The following is a 13,123-nucleotide window of genomic DNA, read 5'->3' on the forward strand; positions in this document are numbered from 1 at the left end:
AGGTGCCCCGGCAATTTCAGCGGTGCTACCATGCCCCGCAGAGATACAACCTGCCGAACCCTCCACAAGAGCCTCAGGTCGGTTGCCCCACGCATGTAGGAGTCGGTGATCCCGACCACACACCCCATAGAGGAGCACCTATGAATGCCCCCCTGACCACGCCGGTCAGCGACGCCATCCGCCGCGCGCTCGCCAACGTTTCCCTCGACGACAAATACACGCTGGAGCGTGGCCGCATCTACATCAGCGGCACGCAGGCGCTGGTACGCCTGCCGATGCTGCAGCAGGAACGCGACCACGCCGCCGGCCTGAATACGGCCGGCTTTATCTCCGGCTATCGCGGGTCGCCGCTGGGTGCGCTGGACCAGTCGCTGTGGAAAGCGAAGAAGCATCTCGCCGCGCACAACATCGTGTTCCAGGCCGGCCTGAACGAGGACCTTGCCGCCACGTCGGTATGGGGCTCGCAGCAGGTCAATATGTACCCGGATGCGAAGTTCGATGGCGTGTTCGGCATGTGGTACGGCAAGGGGCCGGGTGTGGACCGCACCGGCGACGTGTTCAAGCACGCCAACTCCGCGGGCTCGTCGCGCCATGGCGGCGTGCTGGTGCTGGCGGGCGACGACCATTCGGCCAAGTCGTCGACGCTGGCGCACCAGTCGGAGCACATCTTCAAGGCCTGCGGCCTGCCGGTGCTGTATCCGTCGAACGTGCAGGAGTATCTGGACTATGGCCTGCATGGCTGGGCCATGAGCCGCTACTCGGGACTATGGGTGGCGATGAAGTGCGTCACCGACGTGGTCGAGTCATCCGCGTCGGTCGAACTCGATCCACACCGCGTGCAGATCGTGCTGCCTGACGATTTCGCGTTGCCGCCGGGCGGCCTCAATATCCGCTGGCCCGATCCGCCGCTGGAGCAGGAAGCGCGGCTGCTCGACTACAAGTGGTACGCCGGCCTGGCCTATGTGCGCGCCAACAAGATCGACCGCATCGAAATCGATTCGCCGCACGCGCGCTTCGGCATCATGACCGGCGGCAAGGCCTACCTGGATACGCGCCAGGCGCTGGCCGACCTCGGGCTGGACGATGCCATGTGCGCGCAGATCGGCATCCGGCTGTACAAGGTCGGCTGCGTCTGGCCGCTCGAAGCGCATGGCGCGCGCGCGTTTGCCGAAGGCCTGCAGGAAATCCTGGTGGTCGAAGAGAAGCGCCAGATCATGGAGTACGCGCTCAAGGAAGAGCTGTACAACTGGCGCGACGACGTGCGCCCCAAGGTCTACGGCAAGTTCGACGAGAAGGACAACGCGGGCGGCGAATGGTCGATCCCGCAGAACAACTGGCTGCTGCCGGCGCATTACGAGCTGTCGCCCGCCATCATCGCCAAGGCCATCGCCACGCGGCTGGAGAAATTCGACCTGCCCGTGGACGTGCGCGCGCGCATCGCCGCGCGGCTGGCGATCATCGAGGCCAAGGAAAAGGCGCTGGCCACGCCGCGCGTGACGGCCGAGCGCAAGCCGTGGTTCTGCTCGGGCTGCCCGCACAATACCTCGACCAACGTGCCCGAGGGCTCGCGCGCGCTGGCCGGCATCGGCTGCCACTACATGACGGTGTGGATGGACCGCAATACCAGCACCTTCAGCCAGATGGGCGGCGAAGGCGTGGCGTGGATCGGCCAGGCGCCGTTTGCGGGCGACAAGCATGTGTTCGCCAATCTCGGCGACGGGACCTACATGCACTCGGGGCTGCTGGCCATCCGCGCATCGATCTCGGCCGGGGTCAACATCACCTACAAGCTCCTGTACAACGACGCGGTGGCCATGACCGGCGGCCAGCCGCTCGATGGCCAGCTCTCGGTGCAGGACATCGCGTGGCAGGTCCACAGCGAAGGCGCGAAGAAGGTCGTCATCGTCACGGACCAGCCGGAGAAGTACAACGCGGCGATCAAGCTGCCGGACGGCGTCACGGTCTACCACCGCGACCAGCTCGATACGGTCCAGCGCGAACTGCGCGAGGTGCCGGGCTGCACGATCCTGATCTATGACCAGACCTGCGCCACCGAGAAGCGGCGCCGCCGCAAGCGCGGCACGATGGAAGACCCGCCGCGCCGCGCCTTCATCAACGACGCGGTGTGCGAAGGCTGCGGTGACTGCTCGGTCAAGTCGAACTGCTTGTCGGTGGAACCGCTGGAGACCGAGTTCGGCACCAAGAGGCAGATCAACCAGTCGTCGTGCAACAAGGATTTCTCGTGCGTGAACGGCTTCTGCCCGAGCTTTGTGACGGCCGAAGGCGCGCAGGTGCGCAAGCCCGAGCAGCATGGCGTGGCGATGGACAGCCTGCCCGCGCTGCCTGAGCCTGCGCTGCCTGAGATTCGCCGCGCTTACGGCATTCTGGTGACGGGCGTGGGCGGCACCGGCGTGGTGACCATCGGCGGCCTGCTCGGCATGGCCGCGCACCTTGAGAACAAGGGCGTCACTGTGCTCGACATGGCGGGGCTGGCGCAGAAAGGCGGCGCCGTACTGTCGCATGTGCAGCTCGCGGCGCGGCCGGAAGACCTGCATGCGACGCGCATCGCGATGGGCGAGGCGGACCTGGTCATCGGCTGCGATGCGATCGTCTCGGCTAACGACGAAGTCATCTCGAAGACGCAGCAGGGCCGCACCCGCGCGGTGGTCAACACGTCGCAGACGCCGACCGCCGAGTTCATCAAGAACCCGAAGTGGCAATTCCCGGGGCTGTCGGCCGAGCAGGACATCCGCAACGCGGTCGGCGCGCAGTGCGACTTCATCAACGCGAGCGCTTTGGCCGTGGCGCTGCTCGGCGATGCCATCTATACCAACCCGCTGGTGCTGGGCTATGCCTGGCAGAAGGGCTGGATCCCGCTGACGCTGCAGGCGCTGGAACGTGCGATCGAACTCAACGGCGTGGCCGTGGAAAAGAACAAGGCCGCATTCGACTGGGGCCGCCACATGGCGCATGACCCGGAGCACGTGCTGTCGCTGACCGGCAAGCTGAAGGTATCGGCTGAGGGCGCGGAAGTAGTGAAGCTGCCGACGTCCTCCGGCGCGCTGCTGGAGAAGCTGATCGCCCGCCGCGTCGAGCACCTGACCGCCTATCAGGATGCGGCCTATGCACGCAACTACCGCGAAGCCATCGACCGCGTGCGCGCGGCCGAAAGCGCGCTGGCGGGCGGCGGCAAGCCGCTGCCGCTTACCGAAGCGGCCGCACGCAACCTGGCGAAGCTGATGGCCTACAAAGACGAGTATGAGGTCGCGCGCTTGTACACCGACCCGAGCTTCCTCGACAAGCTGCGCGCGCAGTTCGAAGGCGAGCCGGGCAAGGACTACCAGCTCAATTTCTGGCTAGCGCCGCCGACCACCGCCAAGCGCGACGACAAGGGCCACCTGGTCAAGCGCAAGTTCGGGCCGTCGACGATGTCGCTGTTCCGTGTGCTCGCCAAGATGAAGGGACTGCGTGGCGGCATGCTCGACATCTTCGGCAAGACCGAGGAGCGCCGTACGGAACGCGCGCTGATTGGCGAATACCGTGCGTTGCTGGATGAGCTGACCGCTGGCCTGAATGCGGCCAACTATGACACCGCCGTGGCACTGGCCAACCTGCCGGATGATATCCGCGGCTTTGGCCATGTGAAGGAGAACGACCTGAAGGCAGTGCGTGTGCGCTGGGCAAAGCTGCTGGAGCAGTTCCGCCATCCGGAGACGGCGCAGCGCGTGGCGTGATCTTTGTTTGCTCCCCTCTCCCGCTGAGGGGAGAGGGAAAACAATCGGTCGGCTCACGCTTACGCCCGCGCCAACTCCTTCTCCCCCGGCTTCACATACATCGAGTTGCGCGGGTTGGAGAGCACGCGCCGCACCATCGGCTCGAAGAACGAGAGCGGCAGCGTGTCGTAATCCGTCATGAACGCGGCCGCGTCATATTTCTGGCAAAACTCCGCGGTACGCTCGAACAGTTCTTGCTGGTCGCGGAATTGCTCGCGCAGGTTGCGGTCCAGCCCCAGGTGATGGAAGAAGTAGTAGCCCTGGAACACACCATGCTTCTCGACCATCCACAGGTTCTCCGCGCTGACGAAGGGCTTGAGGATGGCGGCGGCGATATCGGGGTGGTTGTAGCTCCCGAGCGTGTCGCCGATGTCATGCAGCAGCGCGCACACCACGTATTCCTCATCGCGGCCATCGCGGTGCGCGAGCGTGGCGGTCTGCAGCGAGTGCGTGAGCCGGTCCACGGGAAAGCCGCCGCAATCGCCTTCGAGCAGGCGCAGGTGCGCGAGCACGCGGTCGGGCAAGGCCTTGGCGAACGGCATGAATTCGGCGGAGATGGCGGCCCAGTCTTCACGGGTGCCGTGCTCCATGTGGCTGAAAGTGGCGTGCGCGGGCACATGGGTGTCGCTCATGCTGGTCTCCTTGGCGGCGGGGTTGCCTGTCGTGATGGATGCGGTGCAGGGCATTGTGGCACTGGCCGCGCGACTACACTGTCAAAGACTGAACAATGCGCGGATTGATGCGATGCATCATCCGTCAGGCTAAACCGGTCGAACAAGGAGGAGACGACATGACTTTCCACGGCAGCTGTCATTGCGGTGCCATCGCCTTCGAGGTGGAGGCCGACAACATTCCCAGCGTGATCCGCTGCAACTGTTCGATCTGCCGCCGGCGCGGGCACCTGCTGTGGTTCGTGCCGCGCCTGGAGTTCAAGCTGACGACACCCGAGGAGAACGCGTCGACCTACCGCTTCAACACCATGAAGATCGCGCACCGCTTCTGCGCGGTATGCGGCTGCGGGCCATATGCGGATGGGCAGGACAAGGACGGCAAGCCGATGGCGGCGGTCAATGTGCGCTGCCTCGACAACGTCGATCTGGACGCGCTGAAGGTCATCGACTACGACGGCCTGCACCACTGAACGCCGGACCGGGAGCTGACATGTTTCGCATCCTCGGTATCGACCACCTGGTGCTGCGCACCGCCGACGTGGACCGGCTGCGGCGTTTCTACGTCGATGTGCTCGGCTGCAGCGTGGAACGCGAGCAGCCCGCGTTCGGCCTGACGCAGTTGCGCGCGGGCAGCGGACTGATCGACCTGGTCTCGCTCGACGGCCCGCTTGGCCGCGCCGGCGGCTCGGGCCCCGGCGCGGAGGGCCGCAACCTTGACCATTTCTGCCTGCGCATCGACCCGTTCGATGCCGACGCCATCCGTGCCGCGCTGGCACGCCACGGCGTGGAGACCGGTGCGGTGGAGCAGCGCTTCGGCGCCGAAGGCAAAGGGCCGTCGCTGTACCTGAAGGATCCGGATGGCAACGTGGTCGAACTCAAAGGCCCGGCCGAAAGTGCCTGAGCGTCACCACGGCGCGCCGGTGGTCGCTACAATTTCCGCTTAGCCCGCCGCCAGTTCCCCATGCGCCGGGCGCGCCATGATCCGAACCGACGCCACGCCCGACGCGGACTCCGCCCCGCCTTCCGTTCCCGCCAACACAGCCACGCCAGCCACGCCGCCACGCCGGCTGGTCTGGATGCTTGGACTGACCGAGACCATCTCGTGGGGCACGCTGTACTTCGCCTTCACAGTCTTCATCGAGCCCATGACGCGCGCGCTGGGCTATTCCAAGCCCTTCCTGGCCGGCGGCTATTCGCTCGGCCTGCTGGTGTGGGCGCTATGCTCGTTTGCCGTGGGCCGGCTGCTGGATCGCATGCCGGCGAATCGCGTGATGGGCGCCGGCTCGCTGCTGGGGGCGGCCGGGCTCCTGCTGTGGGCGTGGTCGCCCTCTCCCACGATGTTCCTGCTGATGTGGGTGCCGCTGGGCCTGGCCATGGCCACGACGCTCTACGAACCCGCCTTCGTGGTGCTGCGCCAGGCGTACGGAGACGGCTACCAGAAGCCGATCGTCACGGTCACGCTGATGGCCGGCTTTGCCAGCACGATCTTCGTGCCGCTGGCGCAGTGGCTGGTGCTGCTGATCGGCTGGCGGCCGACGCTGGCGGGCTTTGCCGCGCTCAACCTGCTGGTCTGCGCGCCGCTGCATGCGCGCCTGCGCTACACGCTGCACGCCAGCTACGCGGCCGTGCAGCCGGCCTCGCCATTGCCTGCGGGCGATGCCGCCGGCAAGGGCATCGCGCGCGCGACGCTGCGCCAGCCGGTGTTCTGGGCGGTCGTGCTGGCCTTCACGGCAACGATCATGGTGGCCTCGCTGCTCGGCGCGCACCTGATCCCGATGCTGACCGAAAAAGGCCTGACACTGGGCCAGCAGCTCGCGGTCGCCGCGCTGATCGGCCCGGCGCAGGTGGTGGGCCGCCTGCTGATGATGCGCGCTTCGGTGCGACACCCGGTGCGGCTGTCCGTGCCGGTCTACACGCTGATGACGACCGGCCTGCTGTGCATGGCGCTCGGGCACGGTGCCTGGCTGATGGTTGCGGCAGTCCTCTATGGCTGCGCCAATGGCGTCAACACCATGCTGCGCGCCATGGCCATGCCGGAACTGATCTCGCGCCATCACTACGCCACCCTTAACGGCCTGATGATGACGCCTGTGCTGCTGATGCAGGCCGCCTCGCCGTGGCTGGGCGCCCTGCTCTGGCGCGCCGCCGGGGGCTACTGGCTGATGCTGTGGGCCATGGTGGCGCTGGGGCTGGCAGCCCTGATTTCGTTTGCGTTTGCACTGCACCGGCGCGGCCTGCTGCGTGTGATGGACTGACGCGGGTTTTCGAGCTTTCCCCTTTCACACGGCCATCACGGCAATGCGGGACAATGGCCCCTTTGCCAAAGGCCGCGCCTTGTGCACGCGCCACGCAGTTCCCGCCATGTCCGAGTCAAGTCCCGGCGTATCGCCGCCGTCCACCGTTCCCGCCGCATCGCCCCCGCGCGTGGCCCACGCCACCCGGGGCACGATGGCGCTGACCATGGGGTGGATCGCACTGGCAGGCGCCCGCTCGGCGCGGCGCTAGCTGCCTGCGCGCAAGCGCTAGAACTCAGGCGGCGGCGCGCACGGGTGGCTGCGCACCGGCGCCCTGGCCGCTGAACACGAAGGTGTCCATGGCCAGCACGCCGTACGTCACTTCATCCGCGACGCGCGCCACATCCGCAGGCGCTTGTGCCGTGCCGGCCTCGCGCGTGCCCAGCGCGGCACCGAGCGCCACGTAGAAGGGCAGCAAATGCTCGTCGGTCGGATGCGCGCGGCGCGCGTGCGGCGCCTGGGCACGGTAATCGGCGATGCGGCTGGTATCACCGGTCGCCAGCGCCTCGTCGAGCGCGTCGAGCATCCAGCCGCGGAAGGCATCGACATACGGCTCCGTCGCGGGGCCGTGCTGGGCGCGCCGGCCACCGCCGAACACTTCCTGCAGGTTGTGCGTGAAGCTGCCCGAGGCGAGCACCAGCACGCCTTCGTCGCGCAGCGGCGCCAGCGCGCGGCCGATCTCGATCTGCACGGCAGGCGACAGGTACGGGTTCAGCGCCAGTTGCACCACCGGGATGTCGGCATCGGGGACAAAGTGGCGCATCGGCATCCAGGCGCCGTGGTCCAGCGGGCGCTCGTCGTCAAAGCCGACAAAGCCCGCGCCCGGGATGTGCGCGGCTTCGACCAGCGCCTTGACGCGCGCAGCCAACTCGGGCGAGCCCGGGGCGTCATAGCGCAGCGCGTACAGTTCGCGCGGAAAGCCGCCGAAGTCATGCCACGCCTCCTGCCGTTCACGCGTGCTGACCGCCAGCGTGCTGTAGATCCAGTGCGCCGAGATCACCAGCACCGCGCGCGGCCGCTGCGCGCGCAGGCTGGCGCCGAGCGTGTCGAAAATGGCCCCGGTCGGGCCCGGGTCGATCGCCAGCATGGGCGAACCGTGGGAGACGTAGATCGAGGGAAGCATGGCACTCACCTTCAAAGCCTTTCGTGGAATGAAATCAGTTTGACAAAGAAGGGGCGGCCCGGCGGATCGCATTTGCGGACACTTCGTGCAAAAAACTTGAATGGAAGTGCGTCAGCGATCGTGGGGTGTCCCACACAGCGCATCGTCCCTGTGCCCCGAGGGCCAGGGAGAAGGCATACGATGCCTGCGAGGAGCCTGTTCCGGCTCATCCGGCGCGCGGCACGACGCACGCCGCCAGCCAGCACCCCGCGAGAGGGAGATCTTCGTGGTCCAGCGCATTCCGCGCCGCCACAGGCGGCCCGCACCGATTCCCGCCCTTTGGTGGCGGCCCGGCGCCTATGCCAGCGCGCCGGCTGTCGCGCTATGGATTGCCGCGCGGATGCCGGCCACCGTTCTGTATGCCGTCTTCGGCACGCCCGGCGCGTCCTACTGGATCAACCATGCCGGAGACACGGTATTCGTCGCCGGGTGGCTGGCCAGCGCCGCGCTGCTGTGGTTCACGCGCAGGCGCGCCGCGCTGCCGCCGCCGGCCGAGCCGGACCCGGCATCCAGTCCGCCGCGCCGCCGCCCTGCGGGATAGCCGCGCAGTGTCCATGTGAAACCTTGCAACGGGTGATCTGAAAAGATTCGTGCAGGCGCACCAGACCTCATACAGCAGGCATCATCCCTAGCTAGAATGCTCCACCGGTGAGGCGCGCGCAGCACGGCGCCGGATTCGGAACCCTACCCGGCAACTCGAATGTCCGCATTCCAGCAAATTCGCAGGGCCGCGGCGGCCCTGCCGGCCTGCCTGGCCCTATCGGGTTCGCTCTCGCTGATGCCGGGGCAGGCACGGGCACAGGCCCAGGGTTCGAACGGCTTCCAGATCATCGGCACCAATGTGCAGAAGCATGCCAACGGCGTGCTCACGCTGATGTCGTACTCGGTCGTGCCGGACCTGGCTTCCAGCTCCTTGTCGATCAACAACGCAACCACCGACAATCCCGGCGTCTTCATGTGGCAGCTCGGCGGCGGTTTCACCTGGAGCAAGTCGTTCCCGCTCTACCTGGAAGGGGCGATCGCCTACAGCCGCTACGACCCGACCTTCGTCGCCACCCGGGGCGCCGAATCGCGTCCGCTGCCGGTCCGGTGGAACACGTTTTCCGGGACCATCGGCGTCGGCTGGGACTTCCCGCTGACCGAGAACAAGGAACTGGTGTTCCGGCCGATCTTCAATGCCTCGCTCGGCAACGTCTCCAGCGACCTCCGCGTGGGCGAACTTGTGATCGAGCGGAACACCGACGCGAGCATCAATTTCCTCGAGCACGGTTCCCTGAACGCCTACGGCCTCGGCGGCTCCGTCATGCTCGACTGGGAGCACTACCGCAATACCCACGAGATCGACCTGGAACTGCGCTACACCAATATCCACCTGCAGAGCTTCGGTGGCTCATCCCCCGGCGTGACGGGCACGGCGACCGCGCAGACCGCCAACCTGTACGCCCGCTGGCGTGCGCCGACCGGCCTGCGCGCGCTGGACCGCCCAGTCCGCTACGTACTGGAGCTGTCGCATTCGCACTACCTCGGCAGCCAGGCCGGCGTGCTCGGCTTCAATTACCTGACCACGCTGGGCACCGGACTGGAACTCGACACCAGTGCCCATGAGGTCTTCGTCACGCGGATCCGCGCGGTGGTGCGGTATGTGTTCGGCAATAACGTATCGGGCGTTTCGCTCGGGCTTGCTGCGAGCTTCTGAACATCACCGCGGCGATCCGCATGTCCGATTCCGGCCTTCCGCAAACGGTCGGCCCGGTGCATGATCACCGGCTGATGCCGGCACCGCGCAAGCGGCCGCCAGATGACGAACCCCGGGCCATGGAAAGGCACGCATGACAAGCAAACAGGAAGCCGCCGCGGAACGCGTGCGCTGCGGCTGGTGCGGCACGCTGGAAGACTACTGCCACTACCACGACAACGAATGGGGCTATCCGGTCGACGATGATCGCCGGCTGTTCGAGAAGCTCTGCCTGGAGGGCTTCCAGGCCGGCCTGAGCTGGCTGACCATCCTGCGCAAGCGCGAGTCCTTCCGCAAGGCATTCGCCAATTTCGATATCGAGAAGGTCGCCCGCTTTGGCGAGCGCGATATCCAGCGCCTGCTCGGCGATGCCGGCATCGTGCGCCACCGCGGCAAGATCGAAGCCGCCATCAACAATGCGCAGCGGGCGGCGGAACTGCTCGAAACGGAATCGTCGCTGGCGGCCTACTTCTGGCGCTACGAGCCCGACCCGGCCAGCCGGCCCAGGGTACTGACGCCGGAAGTCCTGCGCACCATGGCGACCTCGCCGGAGTCGGCGGCGCTGTCCAAGGACCTGAAGCGGCGCGGCTGGCGCTTTGTCGGGCCGACCACGATGTACGCGCTGATGCAGGCGATGGGGCTGGTCAACGACCACCAGGACGGCTGCTGGGCGCGGGCCGAAGCGCTTCATGCGCGCAAGGCATTCAAGGTCCCGCGCTGACCGACCCCTGCGCAGCGACCTGCCCGGCGCGCGTTCAGGGCAGATTGAACGTCACCGCCGGGATATCGCCCGCCGACACCTGCGCGGGCAGCGCATAGACGCGTTCCAGGGTCTGCGGCGTCAGCGCCTGCGCCGGCACGCCGTGCGCGACCGCTCGTCCGTTCGAAAGCAGCAGCAGGCGGTCGCACCACCGCGCCGCAAGGTTGACGTCATGCAGCACGACCAGCACCGCCAGGCCTTCCTCGCGGCTCAACGCCCGCACGGCCTGCAGCAGCAGGAGCTGGTGGCGCGGATCGAGGCTGGAAGTCGGCTCGTCGAGAAAGAGCGCGCGATACTGGCCCGGCGCGCGCGCGGCGAGTACCTGCAACAGCGCCCGTGCGAACTGCACGCGCTGCCGCTCACCGCCTGACAAGTCCATGTAGCGGCGCGTGCCGAGCGCGCCGGCATCGGCAAGCCGCAAGGCGCGCGCCATCAGCACGAACGCTTCGACCGGGCTCAGCTCCGGAAATGGATAAGCGCCCATCGCCACGACTTCGCGCACCGACAGGTCGAAGCTGAGCGTGGCCGACTGTGGCAACACCGCGCGGCGGCGCGCGAGCCATGCGGGTTTCCATTCGCGCAGCGGCCGGTGGTCGAGCGTGACGGTGCCGCCGCTCGCGTCCATCTCGCCGGCCAGCGTCGCCAGCAAGGTGGTCTTGCCGGCGCCGTTCGCGCCGAGCACGCCCAGCACTTCGCCGGCGTGCAGGTCCAGGTCGATGCCGTCGAGCACGCGGCGCGTGCCGCGGTGGCAGACCAGTCCACGGGAAGACAGCATCTCAGCCTCCCTTTCGCGACAGCATCCACAACAGGAACGGGCCGCCCACCAGGCTCGTGACAATGCCGATGGGCAGCTCGGCCGGAATGACCGCGACGCGCGCGAGCCAGTCGGCCAGCGTCAGCGCCATGGCGCCGCCGCCCAGCGCATTCGGCAGCAGCCAACGATGGTCGGCGCCCAATGGCAGCCGGATCAGGTGGGGCACCACCAACCCGACAAAGCCGATGGTTCCTGTCACCGCCACCACCGGGCCCACCAGCAGCGCGGTCAGCACCACGAGGCGACGGCGCATGCGCACGAGGTCGAAGCCAAGATGCAGGGCCTCGCGCTCGCCCAGCAGCAGCGCGTTCATCGCGCGCCAGTCGCGCAGCAGCAGCGCGCCGAGCACGATCACCAGCGGCACCAGCCACGCGAGCATGTCCCAGCTCGCGCCGGCCAGGCTGCCCATGTTCCAGAAGGTCAGGTTGCGCAGTTGCACGTCGCTGGCCTGGTAGGTGAAGAAGCCGACCACGCTGGCGCAGATCGCATTGATGGCCACGCCGGCCAGCAGCAGGTTGGCCATGCCGGCGCGCCGGCTGCCGAGCCGGTACGCGAGCGCGGTAGCAGCCAGGCTGCCGGCGAAGGCCGCCGGCGCAATCGCGACCAGCCCTTCGGCGCCCAGCACGATGGCCGCCACGGCCCCGGCCGCGCCCCCGAGCGAAATGCCAATCAGGCCGGGCTCCGCCAGCGGGTTGCGGAACAGCGCCTGCATCACCGCGCCGGACAACGCCAGCGCCGCGCCGGCCGTCATCGCCAGCACGATGCGCGGCAGTCGCACCTCCAGCAGCACGCTGCGCCAGATCGCAGCCTCGCCATCGGCATCGGGAGACAACAGGACTCGCAGGATCTGCGTGCGCGGGATCGACATCGCGCCACTCGCGGCGGCACCGAGCGCGGTGATGGCCAGCAGTGCGCACAGCGCCACGAAGACGTAGGCCGGCGATGGCCGCCGCCAGCCGTGCAGGCGGAACATCAGGGAACGGACGGAACTCACGCGTGAACCTGTCGGATGGGGGCGTCGAAGAAAAGCAGGGATCTCGGTCTCAGCGCGCCGGCGAACCGTTGGCGGCAAGGCCTGCCGAAAGCTGGCGCAGCGCCTCGGGCAAGCGCGGGCCGAAGCCGAGCAGCAGCAGGTCGTCCATCACCACCACGCGTTTGGCGCGCGCTGCCGGCGTCATGTTCAGGCCGCCCTGCGCCAGGAAGGCATCGAGGCCGCCGCTCGCGTTGACCGACAGCGTCGTGGTGATGATCACGTCCGGCCGCAGCGCGGCTGCCGCCTCCGACGAGAACGGCTTGTAGCCGCTCTGCGAAGCCAGCACGTTGTCGGCGCCGACGAGCCGGACCATGGCCGAGCCCGCGGTATCGCCGCCGGCCGCGAGCAGCTTGCCAGTATGGCTGCTCACCAGCAGCACGCGCTGGCCGCGCCCGGCCGGATGGACGTCGCGCAACTGCGCATGGATGCGCTCAACCAGCGCTTCGCCGCGCGGGGCGATATCGAGCGAGGCCGCCACCGCGCGAATGCGCTGGTCGAGCGCATCGAGCGTGGGGTCGGACGGCACCACCACGACTTTCGCGCCGAGCTTGCCAAGTTGCTCCAGCGCCTGCGGTGGGCCGCTCTGGTCCGACGCCAGCACCAGGCTGGGCTTGAGACTCGCCACGCCTTCGACCGAGAAGGCGCGGTAGTATCCGACCCGCGGCAGCTTCAGCGCCGCGGGCGGATAGACGCTCGAAGAATCGGCGCCCACCAGGCTTGTGCCTGCATCGAGCGCATAGACGATCTCCGTAACGGGGCCGCCCAGCCCCACGACGCGTGCGGGCGCCATGCCTGGCCGGGCTAGCACCAGCACGGGCAACGCGCCCAGCAGCGTGCCCAGCGACTTCAGCGCTCGCCTTCTGCGCGGATGGTCCATGATT

At 67.8% G+C, this 13,123-nt stretch carries 13 protein-coding genes; 8 read left to right on the forward strand and 5 right to left on the reverse strand.

What is annotated here, in order from left to right; genetic code table 11:
• Nucleotides 1–140 precede the first annotated feature (140 nt).
• Nucleotides 141–3,734, forward strand: coding sequence for an indolepyruvate ferredoxin oxidoreductase family protein (locus ACIGJB_RS15845; protein WP_483730627.1), 3,594 nt, complete (start codon nucleotides 141–143; stop codon nucleotides 3,732–3,734).
• Nucleotides 3,735–3,793: 59 nt separating this feature from the next.
• On the opposite strand, the gene ACIGJB_RS15850 is transcribed toward ACIGJB_RS15845, so the two are convergent.
• Nucleotides 3,794–4,405 (reverse strand): HD domain-containing protein, encoded by a 612-nt coding sequence (locus ACIGJB_RS15850; RefSeq protein ID WP_483730628.1) that lies wholly within the window; start codon nucleotides 4,403–4,405, stop codon nucleotides 3,794–3,796.
• Between the two features lie 158 nt (nucleotides 4,406–4,563).
• On the opposite strand from ACIGJB_RS15850, the gene ACIGJB_RS15855 reads away from it, so the two are divergent.
• The 4 genes from ACIGJB_RS15855 to ACIGJB_RS15870 all read left to right on the forward strand — a co-directional run bounded on the left by ACIGJB_RS15855 (nucleotide 4,564) and on the right by ACIGJB_RS15870 (nucleotide 6,949).
• On the forward strand, nucleotides 4,564–4,914 hold the full coding sequence (locus tag ACIGJB_RS15855; protein WP_483730629.1) for a GFA family protein: 351 nt from the start codon (nucleotides 4,564–4,566) through the stop codon (nucleotides 4,912–4,914).
• Between the two features lie 20 nt (nucleotides 4,915–4,934).
• The gene (locus ACIGJB_RS15860; RefSeq protein ID WP_483730630.1) at nucleotides 4,935–5,345 is read left to right on the forward strand and encodes a VOC family protein; all 411 of its coding nucleotides are present in this window, start codon (nucleotides 4,935–4,937) and stop codon (nucleotides 5,343–5,345) included.
• 76 nt (nucleotides 5,346–5,421) lie between these two features.
• Nucleotides 5,422–6,699 carry an MFS transporter gene (locus ACIGJB_RS15865; RefSeq protein ID WP_483730631.1) on the forward strand — a complete coding sequence of 426 codons (1,278 nt, stop codon included), beginning with the start codon at nucleotides 5,422–5,424 and terminating at the stop codon, nucleotides 6,697–6,699.
• 106 nt (nucleotides 6,700–6,805) lie between these two features.
• A complete protein-coding gene (locus ACIGJB_RS15870; RefSeq protein WP_483730632.1) occupies nucleotides 6,806–6,949 on the forward strand; it encodes a hypothetical protein in 144 nt (47 codons plus the stop codon).
• 24 nt (nucleotides 6,950–6,973) lie between these two features.
• Here the strand turns inward: ACIGJB_RS15870 and ACIGJB_RS15875 are convergent, their stop codons facing one another.
• A complete protein-coding gene (locus ACIGJB_RS15875) occupies nucleotides 6,974–7,861 on the reverse strand; it encodes a DODA-type extradiol aromatic ring-opening family dioxygenase (RefSeq protein WP_483730633.1) in 888 nt (295 codons plus the stop codon).
• 265 nt (nucleotides 7,862–8,126) lie between these two features.
• Here ACIGJB_RS15875 and ACIGJB_RS15880 point away from each other — a divergent pair, with 265 nt between their 5' ends.
• From ACIGJB_RS15880 to ACIGJB_RS15890, 3 genes are all read left to right on the forward strand, one after another.
• Nucleotides 8,127–8,441: a hypothetical protein gene (locus ACIGJB_RS15880; protein WP_483730634.1), complete on the forward strand. Its 315-nt coding sequence runs from the start codon at nucleotides 8,127–8,129 to the stop codon at nucleotides 8,439–8,441.
• 159 nt (nucleotides 8,442–8,600) lie between these two features.
• Nucleotides 8,601–9,596: a hypothetical protein gene (locus tag ACIGJB_RS15885; RefSeq protein WP_483730635.1), complete on the forward strand. Its 996-nt coding sequence runs from the start codon at nucleotides 8,601–8,603 to the stop codon at nucleotides 9,594–9,596.
• A gap of 133 nt (nucleotides 9,597–9,729) precedes the next feature.
• Nucleotides 9,730–10,356: a DNA-3-methyladenine glycosylase I gene (locus ACIGJB_RS15890; protein ID WP_483730636.1), complete on the forward strand. Its 627-nt coding sequence runs from the start codon at nucleotides 9,730–9,732 to the stop codon at nucleotides 10,354–10,356.
• A 34-nt stretch (nucleotides 10,357–10,390) separates the two neighbouring features.
• On the opposite strand, the gene ACIGJB_RS15895 is transcribed toward ACIGJB_RS15890, so the two are convergent.
• The 3 genes from ACIGJB_RS15895 to ACIGJB_RS15905 form a co-directional block, all read right to left on the reverse strand.
• A complete protein-coding gene (locus ACIGJB_RS15895; RefSeq protein WP_483730637.1) occupies nucleotides 10,391–11,170 on the reverse strand; it encodes a heme ABC transporter ATP-binding protein in 780 nt (259 codons plus the stop codon).
• A 1-nt stretch (nucleotide 11,171) separates the two neighbouring features.
• Entirely contained in the window at nucleotides 11,172–12,119 is a 948-nt protein-coding gene (locus ACIGJB_RS15900) for a FecCD family ABC transporter permease (protein ID WP_483732353.1), read from the reverse strand.
• A gap of 133 nt (nucleotides 12,120–12,252) precedes the next feature.
• The gene (locus tag ACIGJB_RS15905; RefSeq protein ID WP_483730638.1) at nucleotides 12,253–13,119 is read right to left on the reverse strand and encodes a heme/hemin ABC transporter substrate-binding protein; all 867 of its coding nucleotides are present in this window, start codon (nucleotides 13,117–13,119) and stop codon (nucleotides 12,253–12,255) included.
• Between the last annotated feature and the right edge of the window lie 4 nt (nucleotides 13,120–13,123).

The organism is Cupriavidus sp. C2SS-8b (assembly GCF_057073745.1).

Excerpts from the sequence above, each read along its gene's own strand:
- ACIGJB_RS15850 (WP_483730628.1), bottom strand. The coding sequence starts at position 4,405 with ATGAGCGACACCCATGTGCCCGCGCACGCCACTTTCAGCCACATGGAG.
- ACIGJB_RS15875 (WP_483730633.1), bottom strand. The coding sequence starts at position 7,861 with ATGCTTCCCTCGATCTACGTCTCCCACGGTTCGCCCATGCTGGCGATC.
- ACIGJB_RS15870 (WP_483730632.1), top strand. The coding sequence starts at position 6,806 with ATGTCCGAGTCAAGTCCCGGCGTATCGCCGCCGTCCACCGTTCCCGCC.
- ACIGJB_RS15905 (WP_483730638.1), bottom strand. The coding sequence starts at position 13,119 with ATGGACCATCCGCGCAGAAGGCGAGCGCTGAAGTCGCTGGGCACGCTG.
- ACIGJB_RS15890 (WP_483730636.1), top strand. The coding sequence starts at position 9,730 with ATGACAAGCAAACAGGAAGCCGCCGCGGAACGCGTGCGCTGCGGCTGG.
- ACIGJB_RS15885 (WP_483730635.1), top strand. The coding sequence starts at position 8,601 with ATGTCCGCATTCCAGCAAATTCGCAGGGCCGCGGCGGCCCTGCCGGCC.
- ACIGJB_RS15865 (WP_483730631.1), top strand. The coding sequence starts at position 5,422 with ATGATCCGAACCGACGCCACGCCCGACGCGGACTCCGCCCCGCCTTCC.
- ACIGJB_RS15860 (WP_483730630.1), top strand. The coding sequence starts at position 4,935 with ATGTTTCGCATCCTCGGTATCGACCACCTGGTGCTGCGCACCGCCGAC.
- ACIGJB_RS15845 (WP_483730627.1), top strand. The coding sequence starts at position 141 with ATGAATGCCCCCCTGACCACGCCGGTCAGCGACGCCATCCGCCGCGCG.
- ACIGJB_RS15895 (WP_483730637.1), bottom strand. The coding sequence starts at position 11,170 with ATGCTGTCTTCCCGTGGACTGGTCTGCCACCGCGGCACGCGCCGCGTG.
- ACIGJB_RS15855 (WP_483730629.1), top strand. The coding sequence starts at position 4,564 with ATGACTTTCCACGGCAGCTGTCATTGCGGTGCCATCGCCTTCGAGGTG.